Raw genomic sequence first — 26,811 nt, 5'->3', positions numbered from 1 at the left:
TGCGTCGCCCTTGCTCGTTATCTCAGTCAGATCAGCTGCGTTTGCCGGTCTTGGCCAGATCTGCCGTAATATTGGCCGCTTCGACCAGATATTCGTCAGGGGCCTCAAAATCGGCAGGCAGTTCATCCAGGCTCTTCACCGGCGGCTTGCCAAGGCGAGCCAGTCGCTCATTGGTACGCTTGAGCGCTTTCTCATCCTGCTTGGCCTGCTCTGCCAGACGTACCGCTTCATTGAGGGAGACTGACTTCTTGTCCTTCTCCTCCTTGTAGTCGGCAATGTCCTGCATCACGTAGGCAAACTCGGGATCCTTGGCGATGCGTGCATCGTGGGCCGACTTCAGCTTGGGCAGCAAACTGGCAAAGTTGCCGAGCTTGTCATACTTGGCCGACGCAATCTTGTCCCAAGGCAGAGCATTGAACTCGCGGCTCTCACCCGTCTCTTCCGGTGCAACCGGTGTCGGGAAGCTGATATCCGGTGCAACCCCCTTGTTCTGGGTACTGCCACCGTTGATCCGGTAGAACTTGGCGATGGTGTACTGCACGTGACCCAGCGGCTGCTCGTAGAAGTCGTAGACCTTGGCGAGGCTGCGATGCTGCTGCACCGTCCCCTTGCCGAACGAGTTTTCACCCAAGATCAGGGCCCGGCCGTAATCCTGCATGGCTGCCGCAAAGATCTCGGAAGCCGACGCGCTGTAGCGGTCGATCAGTACAGTCATGGGGCCGCCGTAATAGACGTTGCCATCATCATCGCCGTTGACCGTGATACGACCCATGTGATCACGGATCTGAACCACAGGGCCACTGCCGAAGAAGAGGCCGCTCAGGGCAGACGCTTCGGTCAGGGCACCACCACCGTTACCGCGCAGATCGATGATGAGGCCGTCGATTTTCTGCTTGTTGAGGGTGGAGAGCTCCTTGATCACGTCGTCGTGCAGATTGACGTAGAAGCTCGGGATCTCGATAACACCGATCTTCTTGCCTTCGGCGTTAATCACCTTCGACTTGGCCGCGCGATCTTCGAGGCGCACCTTGTCGCGGGTCAGGTCGATCAGCTCGGTCTTGGCGGTTGCCCCCTTGCCACGCTGGATCTCTAGCTTGACCTTGCTCCCCTTGGGCCCCTTGATAAGCTCGACCACGTCATCAAGACGCCAGCCGATCACATCGACAATCTTGCCATCGTCCTGCCCTACCCCGGTGATCTTGTCATCAGGCTTGAGGCGGTTGGACTTGGCAGCCGGGCCGCCGGGAACCAGCGAGCGAATGACGGTGAAATCATCCTCTGCCTGCAACACGGCACCAATCCCCTCAAGCGAGAGGTTCATCTCGGTATTGAAACGATCGGCACTGCGCGGAGAGAGATAACTGGTGTGCGGTTCGATGGCACGAGCGAAGGAGTTCATGAAGAGCTGGAATACATCCTCGCTCTCGGTCTGGGACATCCGCTTGATGGCGTTGTTGTAACGCTTGCCAAGCAGCTCCTTGATCTCGGGCCACTCCTTGCCGCTGAGCTTGAGGCTCAGGGCATCGAACTTGACCCGTTGACGCCACAACTCATTGAGTTCAGCCTCATCTTTTGGCCAAGCCGCCCCTTCCCGATCAAACACATAGTTGTCGTTCTGGGTGAAATCAAAAGGAGTATCGAGCAGTTTGAGGGCGTATTCGTACCGCTCATAACGTCGCTGCTGACTCAGGTTGAACATCTCGTAGGCGGGCGCCAGACGGCCTCTTTCAAGGTCGGTGTCAAAACCGTTACGGTACTTTTCAAAACGGCTGATATCAGAGGCCAAAAACAGGTTGCGGCTGTAATCCAGGTTCTCCAGATACTTGTCGAAGATCACGGAGGAGAAGGCATCATCCAGCTTGAACTGTTTGTAGTGCGAGCGGGTAAACAGATTGGTAATTCGCTTGCTGGCCGTAGCATGTTGGCTCTCTTGAGCCAACACAGGCAAATCACTCTCCTTGAGCACCGGCTCGATGGCCTGTGCAAGCCCGACAAACGCCAGGCTACAGGCAACGAGGGAAAAACGAATTACGCCATGCTTCAACATTTGTCTCCTTAGAGAACCAAGTGCTCTGATTTGACCCGCAGCATCATGCCGGTCTGCAGTTGGACCTGTACATCATCTTTGGTCACTTCCTTGATGGTGGCCGCAACCGGGGATTTACCCATAACAACGCGCACCCCCTGACCCACTTTCAGCGTAGCGGCATCCACTTTTACCAGCGGAGCTTCAGCGACCGGTGCTTTCTCCTGCGCTTTCGGCTTGGCAGCTACATCAGCTTTTTCGGTTTTGCGGGGAGCAGGACGACGCGGCTTCTTGGCCTTTTCATCCTTCTCTTTGGTATTGGTGCGACGGCTGGCAAAGACGCGCTCTTTGCTCTCTTTCAGAGCCTGCTTGGCGTGCTCGATGTGCTCTTCGGTCAGCAGTTCGCCCGGGTTACCATCCAGATCAACGCGAGCCTGACCGGCTTTGAGCCCATGCAGATAGCGCCAGCTGGAGGTGTATTGACGCAGTGCGGAACGCAGCATGGTCTTGGAGACTCTGGCATCGTCAGCAAGACGCTCGGCCAAATCCTGGAAGATGCCAATCTTGAGCGGCTTGGCCTCTCCTTCAGCAACGAAGCAGGCCGGGAATTTCTCGACCAGGTAGGCAACGATCTCTTTACTGTTCTTCAGCTTCTCAGTGTTTTCCATGTATAACCTTGGCTTTCAATAAACGCACGGGCACTTCCCGAGCACAACAAAGGCCCCATTATAGAGAGCTTGGGGCCTTTTGCGAACCATCTAGCAATGACTTAAAGCATGCTTTCCAAAATTTGCACCGTTTCTTCAAGACCAATCCGGTCTTCCTGGTCGAAACGGTTAAAAATCGGACTGTCGATATCCAGCACCCCGATGATCTCGTGACCCCGACGCAGCGGAATCACAATTTCAGCGTTGCTGGCACCGTCACAGGCAATATGTCCCTCGAACTGGTGCACATCATCCACCAACTGGGTCTTGCCCTGGGCAACAGCCGTACCGCAGACACCACGGCCAACCGGGATCCGGACACAGGCCGGCTTGCCCTGGAAGGGCCCCAGCACCAGAGTATCCCCTTGCAACAGATAAAAACCGACCCAGTTGATACCAGTCAACTCCTGATTGAGCAAGGCGGAGAGGTTGGCGAGTTTGGCGATCAGATCTGGCTCCCCTTCCAGCAGCGCCTGCGCTTGCCGGTTGAGGGTACGATAAAAGGCGTTCTTGTCACTCATGATTAAATGCACTTCACTCCCTGTAGACTGAAGGGAAGGTAACCTCTGAGACAAAAATTTCAAATATTTTTTCCAGAGTCCCCCTTCCCTGCCACGACATCACTATTCCCGAGCGACTGAAAGTGCCAGCTGCTGGCGCTGGCCATTGCTCCACTCAATATTGAGCAACCAGACCATCATGGGGGATGTGCAGCTTCCTACCAGCGCATTTGCCTGCCAGCCATTGCCACTTGATTCAAAATTGACAGGGATGGAGCCCATAAACATATCTCGCCCCTCGAGCCAGGCTTTGATCGGTTTAATCCCGGGGTCCCCGCCCTCCAATCGAATAATAAAATCGCGTTCAGCGCGCACAGGTAATTGTGAAATAGCAATTGCCATCGACTTTTCACCAATTAATAGGTCACAACTGCTGTGGGAAAGATCACAAATTTGATCTTTTTTGGGCTCGGAATTTTGTGCGTTATCGGCTGCAAACCAGGTGCGATAGCTCACCAGCGCCACCAGAACGGCCAGCACTAGCACAAGATGCATTACTTTCTGTGCAGTCAGTCTCTCTTTCATCAAAAACACCCTGTAAAGATGTAATAAAAATGGTCTTTTTTTGATCTCGAACAAGGTAAAACAAGCGTGTAAACGAGACCGGGCGGAGCCAAATATATCACTGTTTATACTGTTATTTTACCTGTCAGTTCAGTATCATTCCCATGGAGTTTTCATTTAGCCATCTTTTACTTTTCCTTTCGTTAACAGGTGTTAACAAGTGGTTGAAGATAGCGCGATGAAGTCCGTCCGGTTTGCCGGACAAAAAACCAAACAACAGCAGCATCGGAAGCGGAATATAACGATGAGCCATACAACTAACCATCCTGAGTACAACTACACCGTTGTTCGCCAGTTTACCGTCATGACGATTGTCTGGGGAATTGTCGGCATGTCGGTTGGCGTACTGATCGCAGCCCAGCTTATCTGGCCTGCTCTTAACTTCGACACTCCGTGGCTGACCTACAGTCGTCTGCGGCCCCTCCATACCAACGCGGTGATTTTTGCCTTTGGCGTCAGCGCTCTGATGGCAACGTCGTTCTACGTTGTTCAGCGCACCTGCCAAACCCGGCTGTTTGGTGGCCCGCTGGCGACCTTCGTCTTCTGGGGCTGGCAAGCAATCATCCTGTCGGCTGCCATCTCCCTGCCGCTGGGTTACACCTCCGCCAAGGAGTATGCCGAGCTGGAGTGGCCGATTGACCTGGCCATCACTGTGGTGTGGGTCGCCTACGCCATTGTCTTCTTCGGTACGTTAATGAAGCGCACCACTTCCCACATCTATGTGGCGAACTGGTTCTTCGGCGCCTTCATCATCACGGTCGCCGTGCTGCACATCGTCAACAACATGGAAGTGCCGCTCAGTGCCATGAAGTCCTACTCCATGTACTCCGGCGCCATGGACGCCATGGTGCAGTGGTGGTACGGCCACAACGCGGTAGGCTTCCTGCTGACAGCAGGCTTCCTCGGGATGATGTACTACTTCGTGCCCAAGCAGGCTGGACGCCCGGTTTACTCCTACCGTCTCTCCATCGTCCACTTCTGGGCGCTGATCTCCCTCTATATCTGGGCCGGTCCGCACCACCTGCACTACACTGCGCTGCCTGACTGGGCCCAGTCGCTGGGCATGGTTATGTCCCTGATCCTGTTCGTGCCCTCCTGGGGTGGCATGATCAACGGCATCATGACCCTCTCCGGTGCCTGGCACAAGCTGCGTTATGACCCCATCCTGCGCTTCCTGATCGTCTCCCTGTCGTTCTACGGCATGTCGACCTTCGAAGGCCCGATGATGGCGATCAAGACTGTCAATGCCCTCTCCCACTACACCGACTGGACCGTAGGTCACGTTCACTCCGGCGCGCTGGGCTGGGTAGCCATGGTCTCCATCGGTGCGGTTTACCACCTGATCCCGAACCTGTTCGGTCAGGGCCGCATGTACAGCATCAAGCTCATCAACGTCCACTTCTGGCTGGCGACTGTGGGCACTGTGCTCTACATCGTTGCCATGTGGATTTCCGGCGTGATGCAAGGCCTGATGTGGCGTGCAGTCAACGAAGACGGCACTTTGACCTACAGCTTCGTAGAAGCGCTGCAGGCCTCCTATCCCTTCTACTTCGTGCGCTTCCTGGGTGGCTGCTTCTTCGTCACCGGTATGCTGCTGTTGGCCTACAACGCCTATCGCACCATCACTGCGCCCAAAGGTTCCCTGGAACCTGTCGCCCAGCCAGCATGATTGAAGAGGTCCAAGAATGAGCAACAATAACCGTCACGAGATCCTTGAAAAGAACGTTCCTCTGCTGGTGGTGGCCATTATCTTCGCCATCAGCCTGGGGGGCCTGGTTGAAATTACCCCGCTCTTCTTCCAGAAGCAGACCACCGAGCCGGTGGAGGGCCTCAAGCCTTATACCGCACTGCAGATGGAAGGACGCGATATATTCATTCGCGAAGGCTGCACCAACTGCCATAGCCAGATGATCCGCCCGTTCCGTGCCGAAACCGAGCGTTACGGTCACTACTCGGTTGCTGGCGAGAGCGTCTGGGAACACCCCTTCCTGTGGGGCTCCAAGCGTACCGGCCCGGATCTGGCCCGCGTAGGCGGTCGCTACTCCGATGCATGGCACCATGCTCACCTCATCAACCCGCGTGATGTGGTTCCCGAGTCCAACATGCCTGCCTATCCCTGGCTCGACACCAATGTGCTGACCGGCGAGATGACTGGCAAAAAACTGGCGTTGTTCCGCGATCACTTCGGTGTGCCATATACCGATGCGGATATTCAGGGTGCAGGGGAAGCAGTTAAAGGCAAGACCGAGCTGGAAGCCCTCATCGCCTATCTCCAATCACTGGGCCATGCCCTGAAATAAGGAGCCTGAGATGGATTACGGCACATTTCGCGGTCTGTATACCCTGCTGTTGATGGCCATCATGATTGGCATCATCGTCTGGGCCTACAGCAAACGCCGCAAGACCTCTTTTGATGAGGCCGCCAATCTGGTGTTTGCCGATGATGAGCAAGCCGGTGCTGATAAAAAGAACGCAGGAGCGAAACAAGAATGAGCACTCTGTTTAGTATTTTCGTAACCGTCATCACCCTGGGGACCATCCTCGGCTGCTTCTTGCTGCTGATGTGGTGCCTCAAGGACAAGATGGGCGTTGAAGAAGGCAAGCCGATGGGCCACTCCTTCGATGGTATCGAGGAGATCAACAACCCGTTACCGAAGTGGTGGACCTACATGTTCCTCTTCTTCATTGTCACCGGTCTGGTCTATCTGGTCGCCTTCCCGGGTCTTGGCAATTTCAAAGGCCTGCTGGGCTGGCAAAGTTCCAACCAGGACGTACGCTCGCTGGCCGAGTCCAAGGCGGCAACCGAATCAGCCAAGGCTGAAGGTCGCGCCGTGGAGTACGACCGTGAGGTCGCCAAGGCTGACGAGATCTATGGCGCCAAGTTCCGTGAACTGACCTATGAGGCTGATGGCAAGACCTACCGCGCCATCACCGAAATCGCCAAGGATCCGGAAGCCCTCAAAGTGGGTCAGCGTCTGTTCCTGCAGAACTGCTCCCAGTGCCACGGCTCTGACGCCCGCGGTGGTCGCGGTTTCCCGAACCTGACCGACAGCGAATGGCAATGGGGCGGCCAGCCTGATCAAATCAAGACCACTATCATGGGCGGTCGTCAGGGTATCATGGCTGCCTGGGGTGAAATCCTCGGTAAAGACGGTGTGCAAGAGGTGGCGTCCTATGTGCTGAGCCTCTCCGGTCGCAAGGTCGATCTGGTCGAAGCCAAGAAGGGCGAAGCGCGCTTCACCATCTGTGCTGCGTGCCACGGCCCCGATGCCAAGGGCGGTATCGCCGTTGGTGCACCGGACCTGACCAACAACACCTGGCTCTACGGCGGTTCCCGCGAAGTGGTGGTGCAGACCATCACCCACGGTCGCCACGGTGTGATGCCGGCCTGGAAAGACATCCTGGGTGAAGACAAGGTACACCTGCTGGCTTCCTACGTTTACAGCCTGTCCCATCAGCCTGCTAAATAAAGGTCGCTCACATAAGTCGTAACATGTGATAAACACGTGATTACACAGCAAAAAGCCTCGACTCCTCGAGGCTTTTTGTTATCTTGTGTTGCAGAAAAGCTCTCTTACTCGTTAATCATTCGTTTCACGGCAGTAGCATCATGACCCAACCTGTATTCAAACCCTGGTATCGCCAATTCTGGCCCTGGTTTATCATCGCCCTCCCCACTGCCGCCGTTGTCGGCAGCATCTCTACCGCCATCATTGCCAGCAAGGATGGGGTCAATCTGGTGGCCGAGGACTATTACAAACAAGGGAAAGAGATCAATCAGGACTTGAGCAAGTTCGATCGCTCCGAAGCCCTCAATATCCGTTTCGCCCTTGAGGTCAACAGCCACGAGCTGACCCTCAAACCCGTTAGCGGCGACATCCCGCCGGGTCAGGCCCTCTATCTGTCGCTCTTCCACCCTACCCTGGCGGGGCTGGATAGCGAACACATGATCACCGCCGATGCGAGCGGTACCTATCGCCTCCATTTCGATAAACCGCTCACCGGTAAATGGCACATCCGGGTGGATGCGTTCAACCACGAGTGGCGCCTGCAAGAGACGGTACAACTGCCCACCCAGGCACCTGTCGAACTCGATCCGAAAGGACGCTAAGTCATGACCGGCTGTTTTCACTGTGGCGAGCCGGTTCCCGCCAATAGCGGCTATTCCCTCGAAATAAAGGGGATCGTCAGGCCCATGTGCTGCCCCGGCTGTCAGGCCGTGGCAGAGACCATCATGGAGTGCGGCCTTGCCAGCTATTACGACCACCGCACCGCCCCCGGCATCAAGGGGGAACTGGTGCCCGAGGAACTCGCCGCCCTCACCCACTACGATCTGGCGGAAGTGCAGCAGGAGTTTGTCACCGACAGCGGCACGGGTCGCGAGACAACGCGTGAAATCCAGCTCACGGTAGAGGGATTGACTTGCGCCGCCTGCGCCTGGCTTATCGAGCGGCATCTGATGACGCTAAGCGGTCTGCGCTACATCAACGTCAACACCACGACTCATCGCGCCCGTATCAAGTGGGACCCGGCCCAGCTCTCCCTGAGCGACATCCTCAAGGGCTTCGCCAAGATTGGCTATCGAGCCTACCCCTTCCAGACCCATCAGCAGGAAGCCCTCTACGCCAAAGAGGTGCGCAGCTACATGTTCCGGCTGGCATTGGCGGGGCTGGGGTCGATGCAGGTGATGATGTGCGCCGTCGCGCTCTACATGGACCTCTTTATCAGCGTCGAAGATGAGTTCATGGTCTACTTCAAGTGGATAAGCTTGCTGCTCTCCACCCCCATCATGATCTACTCGGCCCAACCCTTTTATATCAACGCCTGGCGCAGCCTGAAGCAGGGGCATCTGTCGATGGATGTCTCGGTATCGCTGGCATTGATCGGCGCGTTTATCGCCTCCATGTGGGCCACCGTGTTCAATACCGGTGAGGTCTACTACGACTCCATCACCATGTTCGTATTCTTCTTGCTGCTCGGCCGTTTTCTTGAGCTGAGGGCCCGGCGCAAAGCCTCCGAATCAAGCTCCAACCTGGCTCGGCTGGTACCCATCATGGCGACCCTGATCGACCAGGATAGCGAGCGTGAAGTGGCAGCCAAGACCCTGCAGGTCGGCGATCGGGTGCGGGTACTGGCAGGGGCGACGCTGCCCGCGGATGGCGTCATCGTGGCGGGAGAGGCAAGCCTCAACGAGGCGATGCTGACCGGCGAGCAGCTGCCGCTGTTCAAGCAGTGCGGCGATCTGGTCTATGCCGGCACCATCAATACCGATGCACCGCTACAGATCCGGGTGACCCACCGCATCGAAGAGTCGCGCATCTCCCAGATCATGCGCCTGCAGGATCATGCCCTCGATGACAAACCAGCCATCGCCCAGATGGCGGACCAGCTGTCGCGCCACTTTATTCTGGTGCTGCTTATCATTGCCGCAGCGGTCTGGACCTTCTGGCACTTCCACCAACCGGAGCAGGCATTCTGGATCGCACTTGCCGTGCTGGTGGCCACCTGCCCCTGCGCACTCTCGCTGGCAACGCCGACCGCGCTGACCTCGGCGACCGCCAATCTGACCCGCAACGGCATCCTGCTGCGCCGCGGCCATGTGCTGGATATATTGACCAAGGCCAACCGGATCGTGATGGACAAGACTGGCACGCTCACAACCGGTGAGATCCGCCTGTGCGCAACCACAATGCTCGGCACGCTCGATGCAGACCGCTGCTTGAGCATCGCACGGGCGCTGGAGGCCCAGTCCGAGCACCCAATCGCCCGTGCGTTCAGGCTACCCGCCGATGAAGTGGCACTATTGCCACAGGCCAGCGAAATCACGCCAGTCATCGGTCACGGCATTACCGGGCTGGTTGACGGCGTACGCTATCGTATCGGCAGCGCCAGTTGGCTTGGTATCGAAAGTGACGATAACGCCCAGCATGGTCTTGCCATCTACCTTGCCGATGAACAGCAACTGCTCGCCCGTTTCGAGCTGGATGACACCTTGCGCCCGGATGCCAAAGCGTTGATCGACGCGTTCAAGGCTGCCGGTCTGCAGACGACTATTCTGACCGGTGACAGCTCTCCCCAGGCTGACGAGATTGCCCGAACCCTTGGGGTCGACGAGCTGGTCAAAGGGGTGACGCCGGATGGCAAGCTGGCATATCTCAAAGCCCGTGAAGCAGAGGGCGAGATCAGCATCATGGTGGGTGATGGCATCAACGATGCCCCCGTGCTGGCCGGAGCGCACGCCTCCTTTGCCATGGCGGGCGGCACTGACCTGGCCAAAAACAGCGCCGATGCCATTCTGCTGGCCGATGATCTCAGTCGTCTGCTCGATGCCAGGAGGCTCGCGCTGCGCACCCGCAAGATCATTATCGAGAACTTTACCTGGTCCATCGGTTACAACCTGCTGGTACTGCCGCTGGCAGCCTGTGGTTGGCTGCCTCCCTATCTGGCCGCTGCGGGCATGTCGCTCAGTTCACTCATCGTGGTGACCAACTCGATGCGCCTCAACAGATAAGCAAACTGCAAGAAAATAGCTGAAATAGTTGCCTGCCTCCGATGCAGGCCACATTTTTGACCGATAGCGGCTGGCCCTCCTCCCGAACGGGGTTACCATGGAGGACGCTTGCCACGGATGAATGCCAAGGTACCTCTCATGAACATAATTTTTGTCCTGATCCCCATCGCCATTCTCTTCGTCGTCATCGCCGGCGTGGTCTTTTTCTGGGCCATTCGCTCCGAACAATTTGAAGATCTCGATCGCCAGGGTTCCAACATCCTGTTCGATGAAGATGAACCCCAACAAAAAGTGGTAAAGCCCTCCTCCCATGACTCACAACCTTGATCTGCTTGGTGCCCTGCTGGTAGGACTGGCAGGCTCGGCTCACTGCATCGGCATGTGCGGTGGCGTCTCCGCCGCCCTCTCCATGGCCATCCCGGCCGACAAGCAGCACTTCAGCGGACGCCTTGGCTACCTGCTCAACTACAACCTGGGGCGGATCCTGAGCTATGTGCTGGCAGGCGCGCTGGTGGGCGGCCTGCTCGCCACCACCAGTGAACTGGGCGCAGGCAAACATGCCATCGAAGGGCTGCGTCTGGTAGCCGCATTGCTGATGATCGCCCTTGGTCTCTATCTGGCCGGCTGGTGGCAGGGGATCCTGCTGCTGGAGCGCCTCGGCGCCAAACTCTGGCCCCATATCAAACCCCTTGCCGGCAAGTTTCTCCCCTTCACCTCGCCGCTGCAGGCACTCCCCTTTGGCATGGTCTGGGGCTGGCTCCCCTGCGGGCTCGTCTACTCCATGCTGACCTGGAGCGCAGCTGCCGGCTCTGCCGCTGGTGGGGCACTGATCATGCTATTTTTTGGTCTTGGCACCCTGCCGACCTTGTTTGCATTGGGGGGCCTTGCCGATCGCCTCAGATACTGGTTAACCCTGCGCAGTTTGCGCCTTGGCGGCTCTCTGTTACTCATTTTGTTCGGGGTTCATACCCTGTGGGTTGGCATAGCTGCCTTTTGAAACCCTATCCAAAACGGATGAGTTGGTGGTAAACTTGTTTGATATAAATCAATTATTCGTATGAGCCTATGATCCCGGAAAAGAAACCTGGCAGACGTATCCAGAGCGGTGGCTGTGCAATTCATTGCCAGGATTGCAGCATCAGTCAGCTCTGTATCCCCTTCACCCTGAACGACAACGAGCTTGATCAGCTCGATAGCATCATCGAGCGCAAAAAGCCGATCCAGAAGGGTGAGGAGCTGTTCAAGGCTGGTGATGAGTTCAAGTCGCTCTACGCCATTCGTTCCGGGACCATCAAGTCCTACACCATCACCGAACAGGGCGATGAGCAGATCACCGCTTTCCACCTGGCTGGTGACCTGGTCGGGTTTGACGCCATCAACAAGCAAGCTCACCCCTCCTTCGCTCAGGCGCTGGAAACGGCCATGGTGTGCGAGATCCCCTTTGAAGTGCTGGATGATCTCTCCGGCAAGATGCCCAAACTGCGCCAGCAGATCATGCGCCTGATGAGCAGCGAAATCATGGGCGATCAGGAGATGATCCTGCTGCTCTCCAAGAAGAATGCCGAAGAACGCCTCGCAGCCTTCCTGCACAACCTCTCGGTGCGCTTCTCCGAACGCGGCTTCTCTGCCAAAGAGTTCCGTCTGGCCATGACCCGTGGCGATATCGGCAACTATCTGGGTCTGACCGTCGAGACCATCAGCCGTCTGCTCGGCCGCTTCCAGAAGTCCGGTCTCATCAGCGTCAAAGGCAAATACATTACCGTGCTGGACCAGGTCGCGCTGGGCATGATGGCCGGAGCTACCCGTCCGCCCTGCGGCTGATTTTTCCCCTTACAACCCCGCTTTTATTCCGCTTTCCCGGCCGGATCCTTTCCTCTGGAATGTGATCCGGTACGTTCCAGCCCCCCTCCTCCTGCGCTAAGCTGTAATGACTAAGATTCTGCCGTCATTGGACTTTTCCAAGGAGGAGAAGATGGTCAAATATCAGAATATTCTGGTAGTTATCAATCCAGAAGAGGAGCGCCAAATCGCCCTCGAACGGGCCGTCAAGATCGCCGAGCTGGACGACAATGCCCGCCTGACCCTGCTGCTCACCATCTATGACTTCTCGTATGAAATGACCGCCATGCTCTCCGTCGAGGAGCGCGAAGAGATGCGTAACGGCGTCATCTCCCAACGGCGAGAGTGGCTGGACGAAATCCTCACCCCCTACCGCTCGCAAGGGATCGCTTGCGAAGTCAAAGTGATCTGGCACAACCGCCCCTTCGAATCCGTCATTCAGGAGGTGCTGGAGCAACGTCACGATCTGGTGGTCAAGGCCACCCACCATCACAGCTTCCTGCAAACCTTCATCTTTACGCCGACCGACTGGCATCTGCTGCGCAAATGTCCCTGTCCGGTGCTGCTGGTAAAAGAGGGGCACTGGAAACGGGGCGGCAACATCATCGCAGCCATCAACTGCTCCAGCGACGATCCGGATCAGAAACTGCTCAACGAGCGGATCACCCAGGAAGGTGGCGATATCGCCGAACTGCTCGGCTCCAGTCTCTATCTGGTCAACACCTATCCGGGAACCCCGGTCAATGTGGCCATCGAGCTGCCGGAGTTTGATCCCAACGCCTACAACGAGGCTATTCGCAAACACCACGAGACCCTGCTGCTGAGCCATGCCGACAAGTTCGGTATCGGCCATCTCTGGACCCGGGTAGCAGAAGGGTTGCCGGAAGAGGTACTGCCGGACATGGCCGAAGAGCTGGATGCCAATCTGATGATCATGGGCTGCGTCGGCCGCACCGGCCTCTCGGCCGCCTTGCTCGGCAATACCGCTGAACATGTGATCGACCGCCTTTCCTGCGACTTGCTGATCCTCAAACCGGCCGACTACAGCTGCCCGGTCGACAGCCGTCGCAATCAATCATAAGGTGCCTGGCACCTTGCCCTCCCCCGGGACATGGCTATAATAACGCGCTTATTTGTGTCCCGGGTTTTACGAGCATGCTAGAAGAGCTGAACGCCAAAGAAAAATACAGTTTCAACAAACTGCAAAAGCGCCTGCGGCGCAACGTAGGTCAGGCCATTGCCGACTTCAACATGATTGAAGAGGGCGACAAGGTCATGGTCTGCCTCTCCGGCGGCAAGGACAGCTTCGGTATGCTCGACATACTGATGAGCCTCAAAGCCAGTGCCCCCATCCATTTCGATCTGGTTGCCGTCAACCTGGATCAGAAGCAGCCCGGCTTCCCCGAGCACGTGCTGCCCGAGTATCTTGACTCCCTCGGCATCGAGTACAAGATTGTCGAAGAGGATACCTACTCCATCGTCAAGGAGAAGGTGCCGGAAGGTAAAACCACCTGCTCTCTCTGCTCACGGCTGCGCCGCGGTATTCTCTACCGCACCGCCCAGGAGCTTGGTTGCACCAAGATTGCCCTTGGCCACCACCGCGACGACATCCTCGAGACCCTGTTCCTCAACATGTTCTACGGTGGCAAGCTCAAGTCCATGCCGCCCAAGCTGGTGAGCGACGATGGCAAGAACGTGGTGATCCGCCCGCTGGCCTACTGCAAAGAGAAGGACCTGATCCGCTACGCCGATGTCAAAGCCTTCCCCATCATTCCGTGCAACCTGTGCGGCTCGCAGGAGAACCTCCAACGTCAGGCCATCAAGCAGATGATGCAGGATTGGGATCGCCGCTTCCCGGGTCGTATCGAGACCATGTTCACCGCCATTCAGGACGTGATCCCGAGCCACCTGCTCGACCACAAGCTGTTTGACTTCAAGAGCATCAACCGCGACTCCGGCATCATCGATGGTGGTGACAAGGCGTTTGATCCGCCCGAGATGCCAAAAGCACCGCTGCTGGACATCGACGAGATGGACATGCTGGATGTGATTGAAGTGCGCTAAGCCGCGCTCACAGGGCAAACGCCACACAATAAAAAAGGAGCGATAATCGCTCCTTTTTTGCTTTCTGGATCTTCCTGTTACCAACGTGACAGCGCCATCGGCATCAGCCCTTGTGCAACCAGGGGGTCAGTCGCAGCACCTCGCCCTGCAAACGCAAGGTACCACCCGCAAATGCACTCAGCTGCGCATTGCTCAAGAGCAACTGGCCATGCTGCCACGCAACGGGCTCCTGCCGGGCCCCATCGACAAGGTAGGCAGTCCCCTGCGGCTCGACCAGCGCGATCCGGATACCCTCCATCTTCGGCAAGAAGTACTTGCCGACCATGCCAGCCATCTTGTCCAGCAGCTGCTGCATCTGCTGCTGACGCTTGGCAAGCTCAGCCAGTGGCATGTCGGGAACGGCCGGCGCATCGGCCATCACCTGCACCGTCATATCGCAGGTCGCGTGCGGCTCTTTCAGGGTGACCGCAACCACCGCCTTGTCGAGATTGAGGTCGTCATCGAACGGCAGACGCAGCTCGCTGTCGATCGTTACCTCCCCCTTCACATCCTTGTCCTGCGTCGAGACCCGGGCAGAGTCGAGCGCACAGCGCTTGCCATTTTGCGGATCGGTCAGATAAAACCCCAGTCTGGCATGGCCAAACTCACCCTTGGCGAAGGTCTTCATCTGGCTGTAGAAGGCGCCATATTGCAGCTCCAGCACAGGTTGCCCAGCCATCGCCAGTGTCGGCAGCAGCAGGCTGGCCAGCAGGGTACGACGTACGGTAGAGATCACTCCATATCGACAGATCATTCAGCGTCCTTTTGCATCATGCATTGAAATGGTTGGGTCCTTCAGCCACCTCGTTAACCTCTACCGCCACCCCGCAGAGATCCCGATAGAGGATCCCCTTGCAGTTGAAGTAGAGCGGTGCCACCCAGATAAGACCCAACCCCATCGGGATCAGGGCCACAAAGAAGAGCGCAGCCATCACGCCGTGAAACAGCACCAGGCTCGGCCAGCCGCGCAAGAAGATCTTGAGCGAGACCACAATGGCCTGCGGCGGCGTCATGCCGCGCTCCAGCACCAGCGGCACGGTAAAGAGCAGCCCCATGCCGATCAGTGCGGAAGGGATAAACGAGAACATCACCGGCAACCCAATCAGTTCGAACAACGGGCCAAACAGGCTGGTGAGCAGACTGCCGAGCAGACTCAGCATGCCAAGGCGCACAAAGTGGCGGAAGAAGTCGAACACCTGGCTCGCCCGAGCGCGCACGCCGACCGACTGCTGCAAACCGAGCATGTCGAGGGCACTGGTCATGGGGGCCATGATGACGGTGATCAGCAGGCTCAGGACCATCGCCACATTCATCTGGCTGTCATCGCCGATATAGGGCACCAGCACCATGTTGCTGAGCAGGATCCAGATCGCCGTGACGCCGACAATCGCCAGCAGCAGGCCAAATCCGGTACGGCGGGTCTGTTGCCACCCCTCTTGAATGACCCCTTTCAGGTCCAGGCGATAACCCTTGTTCAAAGATTGCTCGAGAGAGCCGCCAATACGCATTCTGTTACTCAATTGACTATCCAACATCGAAAACGACCAAATCAGGTGGCACATTATAGCGACTTGGCCTGCTATTCGTAGTCGTTTTTCCTGACCACTTGCGGCCAAAAAGCCTTTAATTTCATGGATTGGCTGCATAGAATGCGGCCCTCTTTCAACATGATGGCCACTGGCTGGGGTGAGACTGGCGGATGATGAACAATCCACAGGTAATTGTCGCGCTGAACAAGATCAGCAAACTTTATGACGGCAAGGCGATATTGAGCGACCTTGACCTTGAGATCTATGACGGTGAGTTTCTCACCCTGCTGGGCCCCTCCGGCTGCGGCAAGACGACCTTGCTGCGCCTCTTGGCCGGGCTTGAATCGGTCGACGGTGGCACCATCCATCTGGCCGGTGACGAGATCACCCATATCCCCGCCGAACACAGGCACATCAACACCGTATTCCAGAGCTATGCGCTCTTCCCCCATATGACGGTGTTTGAAAACGTCGCCTTTGGCCTCGAGATGCAGAAGGTACCGGCCAGCGAGATCCGCCAGCGAGTCGAGGAGACCCTCGCCATGGTGCAGCTCACCGAGCTGGCCAACCGCCGCCCGGATCAGCTCTCCGGCGGCCAGCAGCAACGGGTCGCCATCGCCCGCGCCGTGGTCAACAAGCCCCGCCTGCTGCTGCTCGATGAATCCCTCTCGGCGCTCGACTACAAGCTGCGCAAACAGATGCAGAGCGAGCTCAAAGCGCTGCAGCGTCGCCTTGGCATCACCTTTGTCTTTGTCACCCATGATCAGGAAGAGGCACTCACCATGTCTGATCGCATCCTGGTGATGGAAGGCGGCAAGATCATTCAGCGCGGCACCCCGCGCGATATCTACGAATCGCCAGCCAATCTGTTCGTGGCCCGCTTTATCGGCGAGATCAACGTGATGGATGGTAAGCTGATCAGCCAGCGCGAGCCCGGTATCTGGCAGGCAGAGGTGGAGGGGCGCGAATGCCTGCTCCATACCACACTGCCGTTCCAGCCAGACGACAAGGTGCTGGTGCTGCTGCGCCCGGAAGATCTGCGCATTCTCGATCAGGATGACGATCAGAGCGGCGCGCTGCGGGGCAACATCCGCGAGCGCAACTACAAGGGGGCGACGCTGGATTCGGTGATCGAACTCGAAAGTGGCAAACAGCTGCTTATCTCCGAGTTCTTCGATGAGGATGACCCTGATTTTGACTACCGTCTGGGTCAGGAGGTGGCGATCCACTGGGTCGACAGCTGGGAGGTGGTGCTGCCCTATGAGCCTCACTAATCTGCGGGTATCGCGCAGCTTTGCCCACAACGGCTTTCGCAACACGGCCATCGCGCTGATCCTGGGCTGGCTGACGCTGTTCGTCTTCCTGCCCAACCTGATGATCATCGGCGTTAGCTTCCTGACCCGTGACGAGTCCGAGCTTATCGCGCCGCTCTTTACCCTGAGCAACTATGGCCGCCTGCTGGACCCGCTCTATTTCGAGGTGCTGCTCCACTCCCTCTGGCTGGCGCTGCTCGCTACAAGCATCTGCTTGCTGGTGGGTTACCCCTTTGCCTGGCTGCTGGCCCATCTGCCAGCTCGTATCCGCCCGCTGCTGCTGTTTCTGGTGGTGGTGCCGTTCTGGACCAACTCCCTGATCCGCACCTATGCGCTAAAAGTGCTGCTCGGCACCCGGGGGCTGATCAACGGCTGGCTGCTGGATCTGGGGCTTATCGAGCGACCGCTGCAGATGATGTATACCGAGGTGGCCGTCATCATCGGGCTGGTCTATGTGTTGCTCCCCTTTATGGTGCTGCCGCTCTACTCCAGCATCGAGAAGCTGGATGGCCGTTTGCTGGAGGCAGCGCGGGATCTCGGCGCCAACGGCTGGCAGCGGCTGGTGCGGATCATCTTGCCCCTCACTCTGCCCGGCATCATCGCCGGTTGTCTGCTGGTGTTCCTGCCCGCCATGGGGATGTTCTACGTCTCCGATCTGCTGGGGGGAGCCAAGCACCTGCTCATCGGCAACCTGATCAAGACCCAGTTCCTCAACAGCCGTGACTGGCCCTTCGGCGCAGCCATCAGCGTGATGCTGACGGTGCTGATGGCGCTCTTGGTCTACTGCTACTGGCGGGCAGGCAAGCTGCTTAGCAAGAAGGGGGAGCTGGCATGATGCGCGCACTGAAAGCTCTGTTCCTGCTGCTGGTGTTTGGCTATCTCTATGTGCCCATCGGGGTGCTGATCGCCAACTCTTTCAACCTGTCGAAATATGGCATCGACTGGCGCGGCTTTACCCTGGGCTGGTATGAGAAGCTGTTTGCCAGCGCCAGCCTGATGCAGGCAGCCCAGCACTCCCTGACCATCGCCGCCCTCACCGCCACCGCTGCCACCCTGATCGGCACCCTCACCGCCGTGGCGCTGTTTCGCTACCGCTTTCGCGGCAAGCAGTACGTCAGCGGTATGCTGTTCGTGGTGATGATGTCCCCCGATATCGTGATGGCCATTTCGCTCCTGACCCTGTTTGTGGTGACCGGCATTGCCCTGGGCTTCTGGTCGCTGCTGATCGCCCACATCACCTTCTGCCTGCCGTTCGTGGTGATCACCGTCTACTCGCGGCTGTGCGGTTTTGATGTGCGGATGCTGGAAGCCGCGCGGGATCTGGGGGCTGGCGAGTGGATCATCCTGCGCCGCATCATACTGCCGCTGGCGCTGCCGGCGGTGATGGCGGGCTGGCTGCTCTCCTTTACCCTGTCGCTGGACGACGTGGTGGTGAGCTCCTTTGTTACCGGCCCGGCCTACGAGATCCTGCCGCTCAAGATCTACTCCATGGTCAAGGTGGGCGTCTCCCCCGAGGTCAACGCCCTGGCCACCCTGATGCTGGTCGCCTCCCTCGGGATGGTGTTGCTAGCGCAACTGTTACTGCGCAAACGGCAGGGTTGACCCTGCCCGTTTCGTCCCCGCCATCTTTGGCGAACTCTGTCACGGTGGGCCGCAAGGCCCCATAACCCCAAGGAGTTGTTGATGACAATCCAACACAAGGCCGGCGCCCTGCTGGCAGCCGCCCTCACCCTCACCACCCCGCTACTGAGCCTGAATGCTCACGCGGCCGACGACAAGGTGGTCTACTTCTACAACTGGTCGGAATATGTGCCGGATGGCCTGCTGGAGCAGTTCCAAGAAGAGACCGGCATCAAGGTGATCTACTCCACCTACGAATCCAACGAGACCCTCTACGCCAAGCTGAAAACCCATGGCGACGGCTATGACGTGGTGGTGCCCAGCACCTATTTCATCTCGAAAATGGCCAAAGAGGGGATGCTGCAACCGCTGGATCGCGCCCAGCTGCCCAACTTCAAGCACCTCGACCCCACCCTGCTCAACCACGAGTACGACCCGGACAACCGCTACTCCATCCCCTATATCTGGGGCGCTACAGGGATCGGCATCAACACCGACATCATCGAGCAACCGGTCACCAGCTGGAAGCAGCTCTGGGCACCGGAGTGGAAAGAGAGCCTGCTGCTGATGGACGATGCCCGCGAGGTGTTCCATATCGCGCTGGTGCAGCTTGGCTATAGCCCCAACACCCAGGACAAGGCGCAAATTGCCGAAGCGTTCGAATACCTGAAAAAGCTGATGCCCAACGTCAAGGCGTTCAACTCCGACAACCCGGCCGACCCCTTTATCGCCGGTGAGGTCAATATCGGTATGCTGTGGAACGGCTCGGCCTACGGCGCCCAGCGCGAATACCCCTCCATCCAGATGACCTACCCCGAAGAAGGCGCCGTGCTCTGGATGGACAACCTCGCCATTCCGGCCAAAGCCAAGCATGTGAAAGAGGCCCACGCCCTGATTAACTTCCTGATGCGCCCCGATGTGGCCGCCAAGGTGGCCGAGGCTATTGGCTACCCCACTCCGGTCAAGGATGCCATTCCCCTGCTCACCCCGGCATTTCGCAACAACCCCATGGTCTTCCCGAGCGACGAGATCAAGCGCAAAGGAGAGTTCCAGTCCGATGTAGGGGACGCCTCCCGCCTCTACGAGCAGTACTTCCTGCAGCTGAAAGCCATGGTGGCCAAGGCCGGTTAAATCGGCGGTTAATCGGCCTTGATGGGGTTAATGGATAAGGGGGCAATTGCCCCCTTTTGCTTTTCTCGCGTCTTTTACACCTAAATACTATCTCCCTTCGATCACGAAAATACTCTTCAACTTAAAGTACATGCTAGAGATAGGAAATCACTCTTTTGCTTTTACTACAAATCCTCTATATGAACCCCTACTCGCTCAATTATCCAAGAGCTGGTTTCATGAATAATATTATTAGCTGCATCCTTGATGCCAGTTGCAGATTTTAGGGGGGTAAGTATGTTCTTCCAATTATTGCATTGGGGAGGTGGAATTACATCCCAATGAGTTGCATGTAAAACTTCATAGGAAAAATGAATCGACAGTTTACTCTTTGAATACATCAGTACTGTAGTGAGATTAAAGTAAGGTATTGATTCAAATTTTGGTTTAAAAGAAATGCTTATTATATTTTTATCATATTCATCGTTATTAGAATATTCAACGCCATCAATTACATCTTTTGTCACCATAACATTTTCAAGTTTGTACTGGTCATCACTCTCAAAGCCAGCCAATAAACTAGTTAAGGCATTTTGATAACGCGATGGTTTCTTTGGTAGTTTTTTGTACTCCTGTATTTCGTATTTAACTTGGGTATATGATGGTTTAGCAAACAACCCTAGCTTACTATTTTTATCTAGCCATTCGCCTAACAACTTTCCATTGGGCAATTCAAACTTTGAGAGATTTTGTGCATTAACTTCAAATATATCGGTAATATCAGATGGCCAGTGCTCTTCTAAGAGACTCTTATTGAAACTATCCAAATTGGCAAGAGCCTCTTCTTTCGTACAACAAAGATCGCTAGATTTGGTTTGGATCAAAGATAGCAATGTCGATGCTGAATTCGATTTTTCGATTACTGAATCATCAGCATTCTTTTGCAATCCCATATATTGGTTTATCAAATTGTGTGTTGATTCTTTTATTTCACCAAAATCTTCTAGCAATGTTGCCTGAGAAATGAATATAGGTGTCGGCGCCCCTCTTCGTTCAAGATCATCTGCGACATATGCCATTAGCTCATGATACTTAAGCTCATGTTCGCGTTCTAAAATACAAGTAAAGATACTTTCCGAAAAATAGCTAAGTTCAGGCCCTGCTGTAGACTCGGTATCTCCTCGTGACGAAAAGAAAAAATATATATTATTTAGGTGATTACTTGCTGCAGAATTTTTGAAATCCCGTTCATAGTTCGATTCACTTTTTATATACTGAGTGCCACTGTAGCATGCATCAACAAATTTTACGTATAACTTAGGGGATAGATTCCTAATAATCCCATCAAGATAGGTGTTACTTATTCCTGTTGTACCCTTTTTTGTCTGGATAAAATCAGAGCAAAGATAATAAAACTCGTTGTCAATCCTTTCGCCATGACCTGAAAAATAAAAAACCAACTCGTTTACATTCTTGTCCTTATGACCATTAACAAAACTAGTTATGGCCTTATTTATCAGATGGTACTCTTGGTTATCATTGAGATAAAGAATATCATCAAATGCTTTCACATCAGACAATACACTCTTGAATAATTCTGCATCATTTTTACAAGCAGGTAGATCGCTATAGGTATCATATTTATATTTAGATACCCCAATTATTATCGCTAAATTCAAAATGCCTCCCTAATTTTATAATGATTAGCACCACGTTCCATGTATGAGCTAGCATGCCTTGATAGCCCTAACTTTGATAAGATATCAAATGAGAATCATCTTGTTGAGTATAAAGTTATTTATCGTGCTGATTTTTTTTACTTCTTGATGAAGATCTACAAAATAGTGGTGCTTGAGATTAAAAAATGTCTTATTGGCTAGCGTAATTCAAAAAAGATGGGGCGATTCTGCACCAGACCTTTCAGTAACAACTGCTTTCTCTCTGCATAAGCGCCACCAAGATCCACATGCCCCCCAGTTGGCCAATGCTCGAAGGGTTATGCTGACAACAAAGTGGCCAACGCCGATTAATTCTGCGCTTTTTCATTACCCCTTAGGGGTGTAGATTGGCTGCGGGGGCAAGCGTTGCCCCCTCTCTTTTTTCATGACTGCCCGTGATGCTCCGCGAAGCAATCTTTCGCCGATATCGCGGGTGGCCTGAGCCAATCAGGAGTATTCATGTCCGATCTGACCCTCTTCTTCGCCCCCGGCTCCTGCGCCGTGGCGGTCCAAATCGCACTGCTGGAAACCAGCGCCCCGTTTACTGCCCGCCAGCTCAATCTGGCTGCCGGTGAGCAGCGTTCGCCCGAATACCTCGCCATCAACCCCAAAGGGCGGGTGCCGGCTCTTATTACCGAGCAGGGCACCCTGACCGAGACCCCGGCCCTGCTGCTCTATGTGGCGCAGCGCTTCCCTGATGCCAAACTGGCACCGCTGGACAACCCGTTCCTGCTGGCCCGCATGCAGGAGATCAACAGCTTCCTCGCCTCCACCGTGCATGTCTCCCACGCCCACGGTCGCCGTGGCAGCCGCTGGGCCGATGACGAGCAGGCCATTGCCGCCATGCAGCAGAAAGTCGCCAGCAATATGCGCGACGGCTTTGCCCAGATTGAACAGCACTATCTCGCCGGCCCCTGGGTACTCGGCGAGCAGTTCAGCGTGGCGGACATCTATCTGTTCGTGGTCGCTGGCTGGCTGAAAAGCGATGGGGTCGAGATCAGTGAATTCCCCAAAGTGGCCGATCATTATCGCCGAATGCTGACCCGTCCGGCGGTCAACAAAGCCCTCTCCAACTAAGTAAAAAATCAATAGAAAGGGTGCCGAGGCTCTGCTGGCACCCTTCTTTCTCTCTCCTCCCCCCGCCTTTGAGATCGTTTTCACATTTCCGTGGTTTTGCCGTGGCCCTTCCATCCTAAAAAGCCTATCTTTGCGCCATAACGCAACCGGTTGCGTAACCGGTTGCCTGATAAGAAACTGCGAAGGCGAAAGCCTGATGAGGTGCTGTATGAAACGAGGCGTACTGCTCAATGCTCCCCTGAGTGCTCTGGTGGCACAGATGGGTCACACCGACGAGATCACCGTCTGCGATGCGGGGCTGCCCATTGCGGCAGGGCCGGAGCGGATCGATCTGGCGTTGATGGCGGGCACCCCCAGCCTCGAAACCGTGCTGACCGCCCTGCTCACCGATCTGGTGGTGGAGAAGGTGATCATGGCGACCGAGATCAAGCAGATCAGCCCCGCCGCCCATCAGGCGCTGGTCGATCAGCTTGAGGCCCACGCCACCGCCCAGGGCAAGCCCATCGCCATCGAATACTGCCTGCACGAGGAGTTCAAAACCCGCTCCCGTCAGAGCAAGGCAATCGTGCGCAGCGGCGAGGTGACTCCCTACGCCAACCTGATCCTCTGCGCCGGTGTGGCGTTCTGAATCCTTCAAAGAAGGCCTCTTCAAGGAAGCTGCAAATGAGCACAACCTCCCCCCTCTCCCCCATTCTGGAGCTGACCGGGATCGTCAAGACCTTCCCCGGTGTGCGCGCCCTCGACGAAGCGGGCCTGCGGGTCTATCCGGGCCAGGTGATGGCCCTGCTAGGTGAAAATGGCGCCGGCAAATCCACCCTGATGAAGGTGCTGACCGGCATCTATCAGGCCGATGCGGGCAGCGTCAGCTATCGCGGTCAACCGGTTCACTTCAAGGGGCCGCGCGACTCTCAGGATCAGGGGATCAGCATCATCCATCAGGAGCTGAACCTGCTGCCGGAGTTGTCTATTGCCGCCAACATCTTCCTCGGTCGCGAACCGCGCACCCGTTTTGGCAGCATTGACCACAAACAGCTGCGCGAGCGGGCGAGCGGCCTGCTGGCGCGACTTGGTGTCAAACACGGGCCGGATACCCGACTCGGGGATCTCTCCATCGGCGAACAGCAGATGGTGGAGATTGCCAAGGCGCTGTCGTTCGATGCCAGCGTCATCATCATGGACGAACCCACCGATGCGTTGACCGATACCGAGACAGAGCAGCTGTTTGCGGTTATCCGCGAGCTGCGTGAGCAGGGTTGCGGCATCGTCTATATCTCCCACCGCCTCAAGGAGATCTTCGAGATCTGCGATCGGGTCACCGTGCTGCGCGATGGCAAGTGGATTGGCGAGAAGGCGGTGAGCGATCTGGATGAAGACAGGATCATCGAGATGATGGTAGGCCGTCGGCTGGAAGAGCAGTATCCGCGCCTTGAACGCGAGCTCGGCCCCGTCAGCCTGCAGGTGAAAGAGCTGGCCGGCCCTGGCGTGCGCGGGGTGAGCTTCTCCCTGCGTCAGGGGGAAATTCTGGGCTTCAGCGGCCTGATGGGCTCCGGTCGTACCGAGCTGATGAAGCTGATCTACGGCGCCAGCCCCGTCAGCGCCGGTGACATTACGGTGGATGGCCACGCGCTGGTGCCAACCAGTCCGGCCGATGGTCTGGCCGCCGGTATCGCCTATATCTCCGAAGATCGCAAAGGTGATGGACTGGTGCTGGAGCTGTCGGTGCGCGAAAACATGAGTCTGTGCGCCCTCGACGAGTTCATCAGCAACGGCAAGATCGACGGCAAGGCCGAACGGCAGGCGGTGAGCGACTATGTGCGCCTCTTCAACATCAAGACCCCGAGTCAGGATCAGCTGATAAAGCTGCTCTCCGGCGGCAACCAGCAGAAGGTGGCCATCGCCAAGGGGCTGTTGACCCGGCCCAAGGTGCTGATCCTCGACGAGCCGACCCGCGGCGTCGACGTGGGGGCGAAAAAGGAAATTTATCAGCTGATCAACCAGTTCAAGAAGGAGGGGATGAGCATCATTCTGGTCTCCTCCGAGATGCCGGAAGTGCTCGGCATGAGCGATCGCATCATGGTGATGCACGAAGGGCGCATCAGCGCAGAGTTCAACACCCGCGATGCCAATCAGGAGAAGCTGATGGCGGCGGCAGTCGGTAAACAGTGGCAAGCAGAGCAAGAGGCAGCACAATGACAACCCAAACCCTTCCCCGCCGCGGCATCATGAACAAGGCCTGGTGGATCGAGAACAAATCCCTGGTCGCCCTGCTGGTGCTGATTGGTGTCGTCTCCGCGCTCAATCCCAACTTCTTCAGCGTCGACAACCTGCTCAACATCCTGCGCCAGACCTCGGTCAACGCCATCATGGCGGTCGGCATGACGCTGGTTATCCTCACCGCCGGCATCGATCTGTCGGTTGGCTCTGTGCTGGCCCTGTGCGGTGCGCTGGCGGCGACTATGGTAGCGATGGAGCTGCCCATCTGGCTGGTGGTGCCCCTCACCCTGGGTGCCGGCGCCCTGCTTGGCGGCGTCAGCGGCCTCATCATTGCCAAGGGCAAGGTGCAGGCATTTATCGCCACCCTGGTCACCATGACCGCTCTGCGCGGCATCACCATGGTCTATACCGAGGGTCGCCCCATCTCCACCGGTTTCAGTGACGGCGCCGATCACTTTGCCTGGCTCGGTACCGGCTATCTGCTCGGTCTGCCGGTGCCCATCTGGCTGATGGCCATCGTCTTTCTGCTGGCCTGGTTCATGCTCAATCACACCCGCCTCGGTCGCTACATCTACGCCTTGGGCGGCAACGAATCGGCCACCCGTCTCTCTGGCATCAATGTGGATCGGGTGAAGCTGGCGGTGTATGGTCTGTGCGGCGCGCTCTCGGCACTGGCAGGGCTTATCGTCACCTCCCGTCTCTCCTCTGCCCAGCCGACCGCCGGCATGGGTTACGAGCTGGACGCCATCGCCGCCGTGGTGCTGGGTGGTACCAGCCTGATGGGCGGCAAGGGCCGCATCATGGGCACCCTGATTGGTGCGCTGATCATCGGCTTCCTGAACAACGCCCTCAACCTGCTTGATGTCAGCTCCTATTACCAGATGATCGCCAAGGCCAGCGTGATCTTGCTTGCCGTGATGGTCGACAACAAAAGTACCCGATAACAACGTAAAACACGCCACACACAAGGAATGAAATGATGAAAAAGCTCAATACCCTGCTCGCTGCCGCCATCATGTCCGTGCTGGGCACCGCCCAGGCTGCTGACCATACCCTGGCGATGGTGGTCTCCACCCTCAACAACCCCTTCTTCGTCACCATGAAGGAAGGTGCCGAAGCCAAGGCCAAGGAGCTTGGCTACGAGCTGGTGGTGCTGGACTCCCAGAATGACCCGGCCAAAGAGCTCTCCAACATGGAAGATCTCACCGTGCGCAAGGTCAACGCCATCCTGATCAACCCCACCGACTCCGAAGCGGTGGGCAACGCCATCCGTCTGGCCAACCGCGCCAACATCCCGGTACTGACTCTGGACCGCGGCGCCGCGCAGGGTGAGGTCAAGGCCCATATCGCCTCCGACAACGTGGCGGGCGGCAAGCTGGCCGGTGACTTCATCACCGAAAAACTGGGTACCGGTGCTAAGGTCATTCAGCTGGAAGGGATTGCAGGTACCTCCGCCGCCCGTGACCGTGGCGAAGGTTTTGCCCTGGCCGTGGCAGCCAACAAGCTGCAGGTGCTGGCTTCCCAGCCGGCCGACTTTGACCGCACCAAGGGTCTGAACGTCATGGAAAACCTGCTGGCGGCCCATCCGACCGTACAGGCCGTGTTCGCCCAGAACGACGAGATGGCGCTGGGTGCCATCCGCGCGGTGCAGGCTGCCGGCAAAGAGGTGATGATCGTCGGCTTCGACGGCACTGACGATGGCAAAGCCGCCGTGGCCAAGGGTAAACTGGCCGCCACCGTGGCCCAGCAACCGGCCCTGATCGGTGCCATCGGCGTCGAGACTGCCGACAAGGTACTGAAAGGCCAGCCGGTCGAGAAATCCATTCCGGTACCGCTGCAAGTGGTCAGCAAGTAAGTGATCGAGGGGAGGTTCGCCTCCCCTTTTCCCTCTCGTTCAGGTGCCTCCCGGCTTGGGCTCAC

General features: G+C 56.8%; 28 protein-coding genes. 20 read left to right on the top strand and 8 right to left on the bottom strand.

The window, feature by feature from the left end; all coding sequences use genetic code 11:
- Positions 1–31: 31 nt before the first annotated feature.
- From prc to I6L40_RS12630, 5 genes are all read right to left on the bottom strand, one after another.
- The gene (gene prc, locus I6L40_RS12650) at positions 32–2,047 is read right to left on the bottom strand and encodes a carboxy terminal-processing peptidase (RefSeq protein ID WP_043850781.1); all 2,016 of its coding nucleotides are present in this window, start codon (positions 2,045–2,047) and stop codon (positions 32–34) included.
- Positions 2,048–2,055: 8 nt separating this feature from the next.
- On the bottom strand, positions 2,056–2,694 hold the full coding sequence (gene proQ / locus I6L40_RS12645; protein ID WP_033113534.1) for an RNA chaperone ProQ: 639 nt from the start codon (positions 2,692–2,694) through the stop codon (positions 2,056–2,058).
- Between the two features lie 101 nt (positions 2,695–2,795).
- On the bottom strand, positions 2,796–3,254 hold the full coding sequence (locus tag I6L40_RS12640) for a GAF domain-containing protein (RefSeq protein ID WP_033113533.1): 459 nt from the start codon (positions 3,252–3,254) through the stop codon (positions 2,796–2,798).
- A 102-nt stretch (positions 3,255–3,356) separates the two neighbouring features.
- A complete protein-coding gene (locus I6L40_RS12635; protein WP_071910081.1) occupies positions 3,357–3,818 on the bottom strand; it encodes a hypothetical protein in 462 nt (153 codons plus the stop codon).
- A 124-nt stretch (positions 3,819–3,942) separates the two neighbouring features.
- On the bottom strand, positions 3,943–4,110 hold the full coding sequence (locus I6L40_RS12630) for a hypothetical protein (protein ID WP_156033901.1): 168 nt from the start codon (positions 4,108–4,110) through the stop codon (positions 3,943–3,945).
- Here I6L40_RS12630 and ccoN point away from each other — a divergent pair.
- The 11 genes from ccoN (at position 4,102) to ttcA (ending at position 14,271) form a co-directional block, all read left to right on the top strand.
- The gene (gene ccoN / locus I6L40_RS12625) at positions 4,102–5,526 is read left to right on the top strand and encodes a cytochrome-c oxidase, cbb3-type subunit I (RefSeq protein ID WP_042031008.1); all 1,425 of its coding nucleotides are present in this window, start codon (positions 4,102–4,104) and stop codon (positions 5,524–5,526) included. The genes I6L40_RS12630 and ccoN overlap by 9 nt on opposite strands.
- A gap of 16 nt (positions 5,527–5,542) precedes the next feature.
- Positions 5,543–6,157, top strand: coding sequence for a cytochrome-c oxidase, cbb3-type subunit II (gene ccoO, locus I6L40_RS12620; RefSeq protein WP_041207796.1), 615 nt, complete (start codon positions 5,543–5,545; stop codon positions 6,155–6,157).
- Positions 6,158–6,167: 10 nt separating this feature from the next.
- The gene (locus I6L40_RS12615) at positions 6,168–6,350 is read left to right on the top strand and encodes a CcoQ/FixQ family Cbb3-type cytochrome c oxidase assembly chaperone (RefSeq protein ID WP_041207797.1); all 183 of its coding nucleotides are present in this window, start codon (positions 6,168–6,170) and stop codon (positions 6,348–6,350) included.
- The gene (gene ccoP / locus I6L40_RS12610) at positions 6,347–7,327 is read left to right on the top strand and encodes a cytochrome-c oxidase, cbb3-type subunit III (RefSeq protein ID WP_041207798.1); all 981 of its coding nucleotides are present in this window, start codon (positions 6,347–6,349) and stop codon (positions 7,325–7,327) included. The genes I6L40_RS12615 and ccoP overlap by 4 nt, the downstream gene beginning before the upstream one ends.
- A 140-nt stretch (positions 7,328–7,467) precedes the next feature.
- Positions 7,468–7,968: a FixH family protein gene (locus I6L40_RS12605; RefSeq protein ID WP_033113527.1), complete on the top strand. Its 501-nt coding sequence runs from the start codon at positions 7,468–7,470 to the stop codon at positions 7,966–7,968.
- Between the two features lie 3 nt (positions 7,969–7,971).
- Entirely contained in the window at positions 7,972–10,368 is a 2,397-nt protein-coding gene (locus I6L40_RS12600) for a heavy metal translocating P-type ATPase (protein ID WP_216994336.1), read from the top strand.
- A 138-nt stretch (positions 10,369–10,506) separates the two neighbouring features.
- The gene (ccoS, locus tag I6L40_RS12595) at positions 10,507–10,695 is read left to right on the top strand and encodes a cbb3-type cytochrome oxidase assembly protein CcoS (protein WP_043850927.1); all 189 of its coding nucleotides are present in this window, start codon (positions 10,507–10,509) and stop codon (positions 10,693–10,695) included.
- Positions 10,679–11,365 (top strand): sulfite exporter TauE/SafE family protein, encoded by a 687-nt coding sequence (locus tag I6L40_RS12590; RefSeq protein ID WP_071910075.1) that lies wholly within the window; start codon positions 10,679–10,681, stop codon positions 11,363–11,365. The genes ccoS and I6L40_RS12590 overlap by 17 nt, the downstream gene beginning before the upstream one ends.
- Before the next feature lie 68 nt (positions 11,366–11,433).
- Positions 11,434–12,189, top strand: a complete 756-nt coding sequence (locus I6L40_RS12585; RefSeq protein ID WP_033113524.1) for an FNR family transcription factor — start codon at positions 11,434–11,436, stop codon at positions 12,187–12,189.
- Between the two features lie 151 nt (positions 12,190–12,340).
- Entirely contained in the window at positions 12,341–13,288 is a 948-nt protein-coding gene (gene uspE / locus I6L40_RS12580) for a universal stress protein UspE (protein WP_042031012.1), read from the top strand.
- A 74-nt stretch (positions 13,289–13,362) separates the two neighbouring features.
- Positions 13,363–14,271: a tRNA 2-thiocytidine(32) synthetase TtcA gene (gene ttcA / locus I6L40_RS12575; protein ID WP_005336634.1), complete on the top strand. Its 909-nt coding sequence runs from the start codon at positions 13,363–13,365 to the stop codon at positions 14,269–14,271.
- Between the two features lie 103 nt (positions 14,272–14,374).
- Here the strand turns inward: ttcA and I6L40_RS12570 are convergent, their stop codons facing one another.
- Together I6L40_RS12570 and I6L40_RS12565 are read right to left on the bottom strand one after the other, a co-directional pair.
- The gene (locus I6L40_RS12570) at positions 14,375–15,064 is read right to left on the bottom strand and encodes a DUF2987 domain-containing protein (protein ID WP_203131514.1); all 690 of its coding nucleotides are present in this window, start codon (positions 15,062–15,064) and stop codon (positions 14,375–14,377) included.
- 16 nt (positions 15,065–15,080) lie between these two features.
- Complete coding sequence (locus tag I6L40_RS12565; RefSeq protein WP_043850773.1) at positions 15,081–15,818, bottom strand: hypothetical protein; 738 nt, start codon at positions 15,816–15,818, stop codon at positions 15,081–15,083.
- Between the two features lie 191 nt (positions 15,819–16,009).
- Here I6L40_RS12565 and potA point away from each other — a divergent pair, with 191 nt between their 5' ends.
- The 4 genes from potA (at position 16,010) to I6L40_RS12545 (ending at position 19,903) form a co-directional block, all read left to right on the top strand.
- Positions 16,010–17,113: a spermidine/putrescine ABC transporter ATP-binding protein PotA gene (potA, locus tag I6L40_RS12560; protein ID WP_203976176.1), complete on the top strand. Its 1,104-nt coding sequence runs from the start codon at positions 16,010–16,012 to the stop codon at positions 17,111–17,113.
- Positions 17,100–17,987, top strand: coding sequence for a spermidine/putrescine ABC transporter permease PotB (gene potB, locus I6L40_RS12555; RefSeq protein ID WP_104014835.1), 888 nt, complete (start codon positions 17,100–17,102; stop codon positions 17,985–17,987). Before potA ends, potB begins: the two co-directional genes overlap by 14 nt.
- Positions 17,984–18,754, top strand: coding sequence for a spermidine/putrescine ABC transporter permease PotC (gene potC / locus I6L40_RS12550; protein ID WP_005336644.1), 771 nt, complete (start codon positions 17,984–17,986; stop codon positions 18,752–18,754). The genes potB and potC overlap by 4 nt, the downstream gene beginning before the upstream one ends.
- A gap of 81 nt (positions 18,755–18,835) precedes the next feature.
- Positions 18,836–19,903: an extracellular solute-binding protein gene (locus I6L40_RS12545; protein WP_216994335.1), complete on the top strand. Its 1,068-nt coding sequence runs from the start codon at positions 18,836–18,838 to the stop codon at positions 19,901–19,903.
- 164 nt (positions 19,904–20,067) lie between these two features.
- On the opposite strand, the gene I6L40_RS12540 is transcribed toward I6L40_RS12545, so the two are convergent.
- A complete protein-coding gene (locus I6L40_RS12540; RefSeq protein ID WP_216994334.1) occupies positions 20,068–21,561 on the bottom strand; it encodes a caspase family protein in 1,494 nt (497 codons plus the stop codon).
- Between the two features lie 498 nt (positions 21,562–22,059).
- Here I6L40_RS12540 and I6L40_RS12535 point away from each other — a divergent pair, with 498 nt between their 5' ends.
- The 5 genes from I6L40_RS12535 to rbsB all read left to right on the top strand — a co-directional run bounded on the left by I6L40_RS12535 (position 22,060) and on the right by rbsB (position 26,746).
- Positions 22,060–22,677, top strand: a complete 618-nt coding sequence (locus I6L40_RS12535) for a glutathione S-transferase family protein (protein ID WP_216994333.1) — start codon at positions 22,060–22,062, stop codon at positions 22,675–22,677.
- 208 nt (positions 22,678–22,885) lie between these two features.
- Positions 22,886–23,305: a D-ribose pyranase gene (rbsD, locus tag I6L40_RS12530; RefSeq protein WP_216994332.1), complete on the top strand. Its 420-nt coding sequence runs from the start codon at positions 22,886–22,888 to the stop codon at positions 23,303–23,305.
- Between the two features lie 35 nt (positions 23,306–23,340).
- On the top strand, positions 23,341–24,870 hold the full coding sequence (gene rbsA, locus I6L40_RS12525; RefSeq protein ID WP_071910062.1) for a ribose ABC transporter ATP-binding protein RbsA: 1,530 nt from the start codon (positions 23,341–23,343) through the stop codon (positions 24,868–24,870).
- On the top strand, positions 24,867–25,835 hold the full coding sequence (rbsC, locus tag I6L40_RS12520) for a ribose ABC transporter permease (RefSeq protein WP_041207818.1): 969 nt from the start codon (positions 24,867–24,869) through the stop codon (positions 25,833–25,835). Before rbsA ends, rbsC begins: the two co-directional genes overlap by 4 nt.
- 35 nt (positions 25,836–25,870) lie before the next feature.
- Entirely contained in the window at positions 25,871–26,746 is an 876-nt protein-coding gene (rbsB, locus tag I6L40_RS12515) for a ribose ABC transporter substrate-binding protein RbsB (protein ID WP_041207819.1), read from the top strand.
- The last annotated feature ends 65 nt before the right edge of the window (positions 26,747–26,811 follow it).

The sequence above is a fragment of the Aeromonas sp. FDAARGOS 1410 genome, assembly GCF_019048745.1.
GTDB classification, from domain to species: Bacteria; Pseudomonadota; Gammaproteobacteria; order Enterobacterales; family Aeromonadaceae; genus Aeromonas; species Aeromonas jandaei.
Note: the sequence above shows the minus strand (reverse complement) of the source record. Positions and strands in the feature narration are given on the sequence as shown.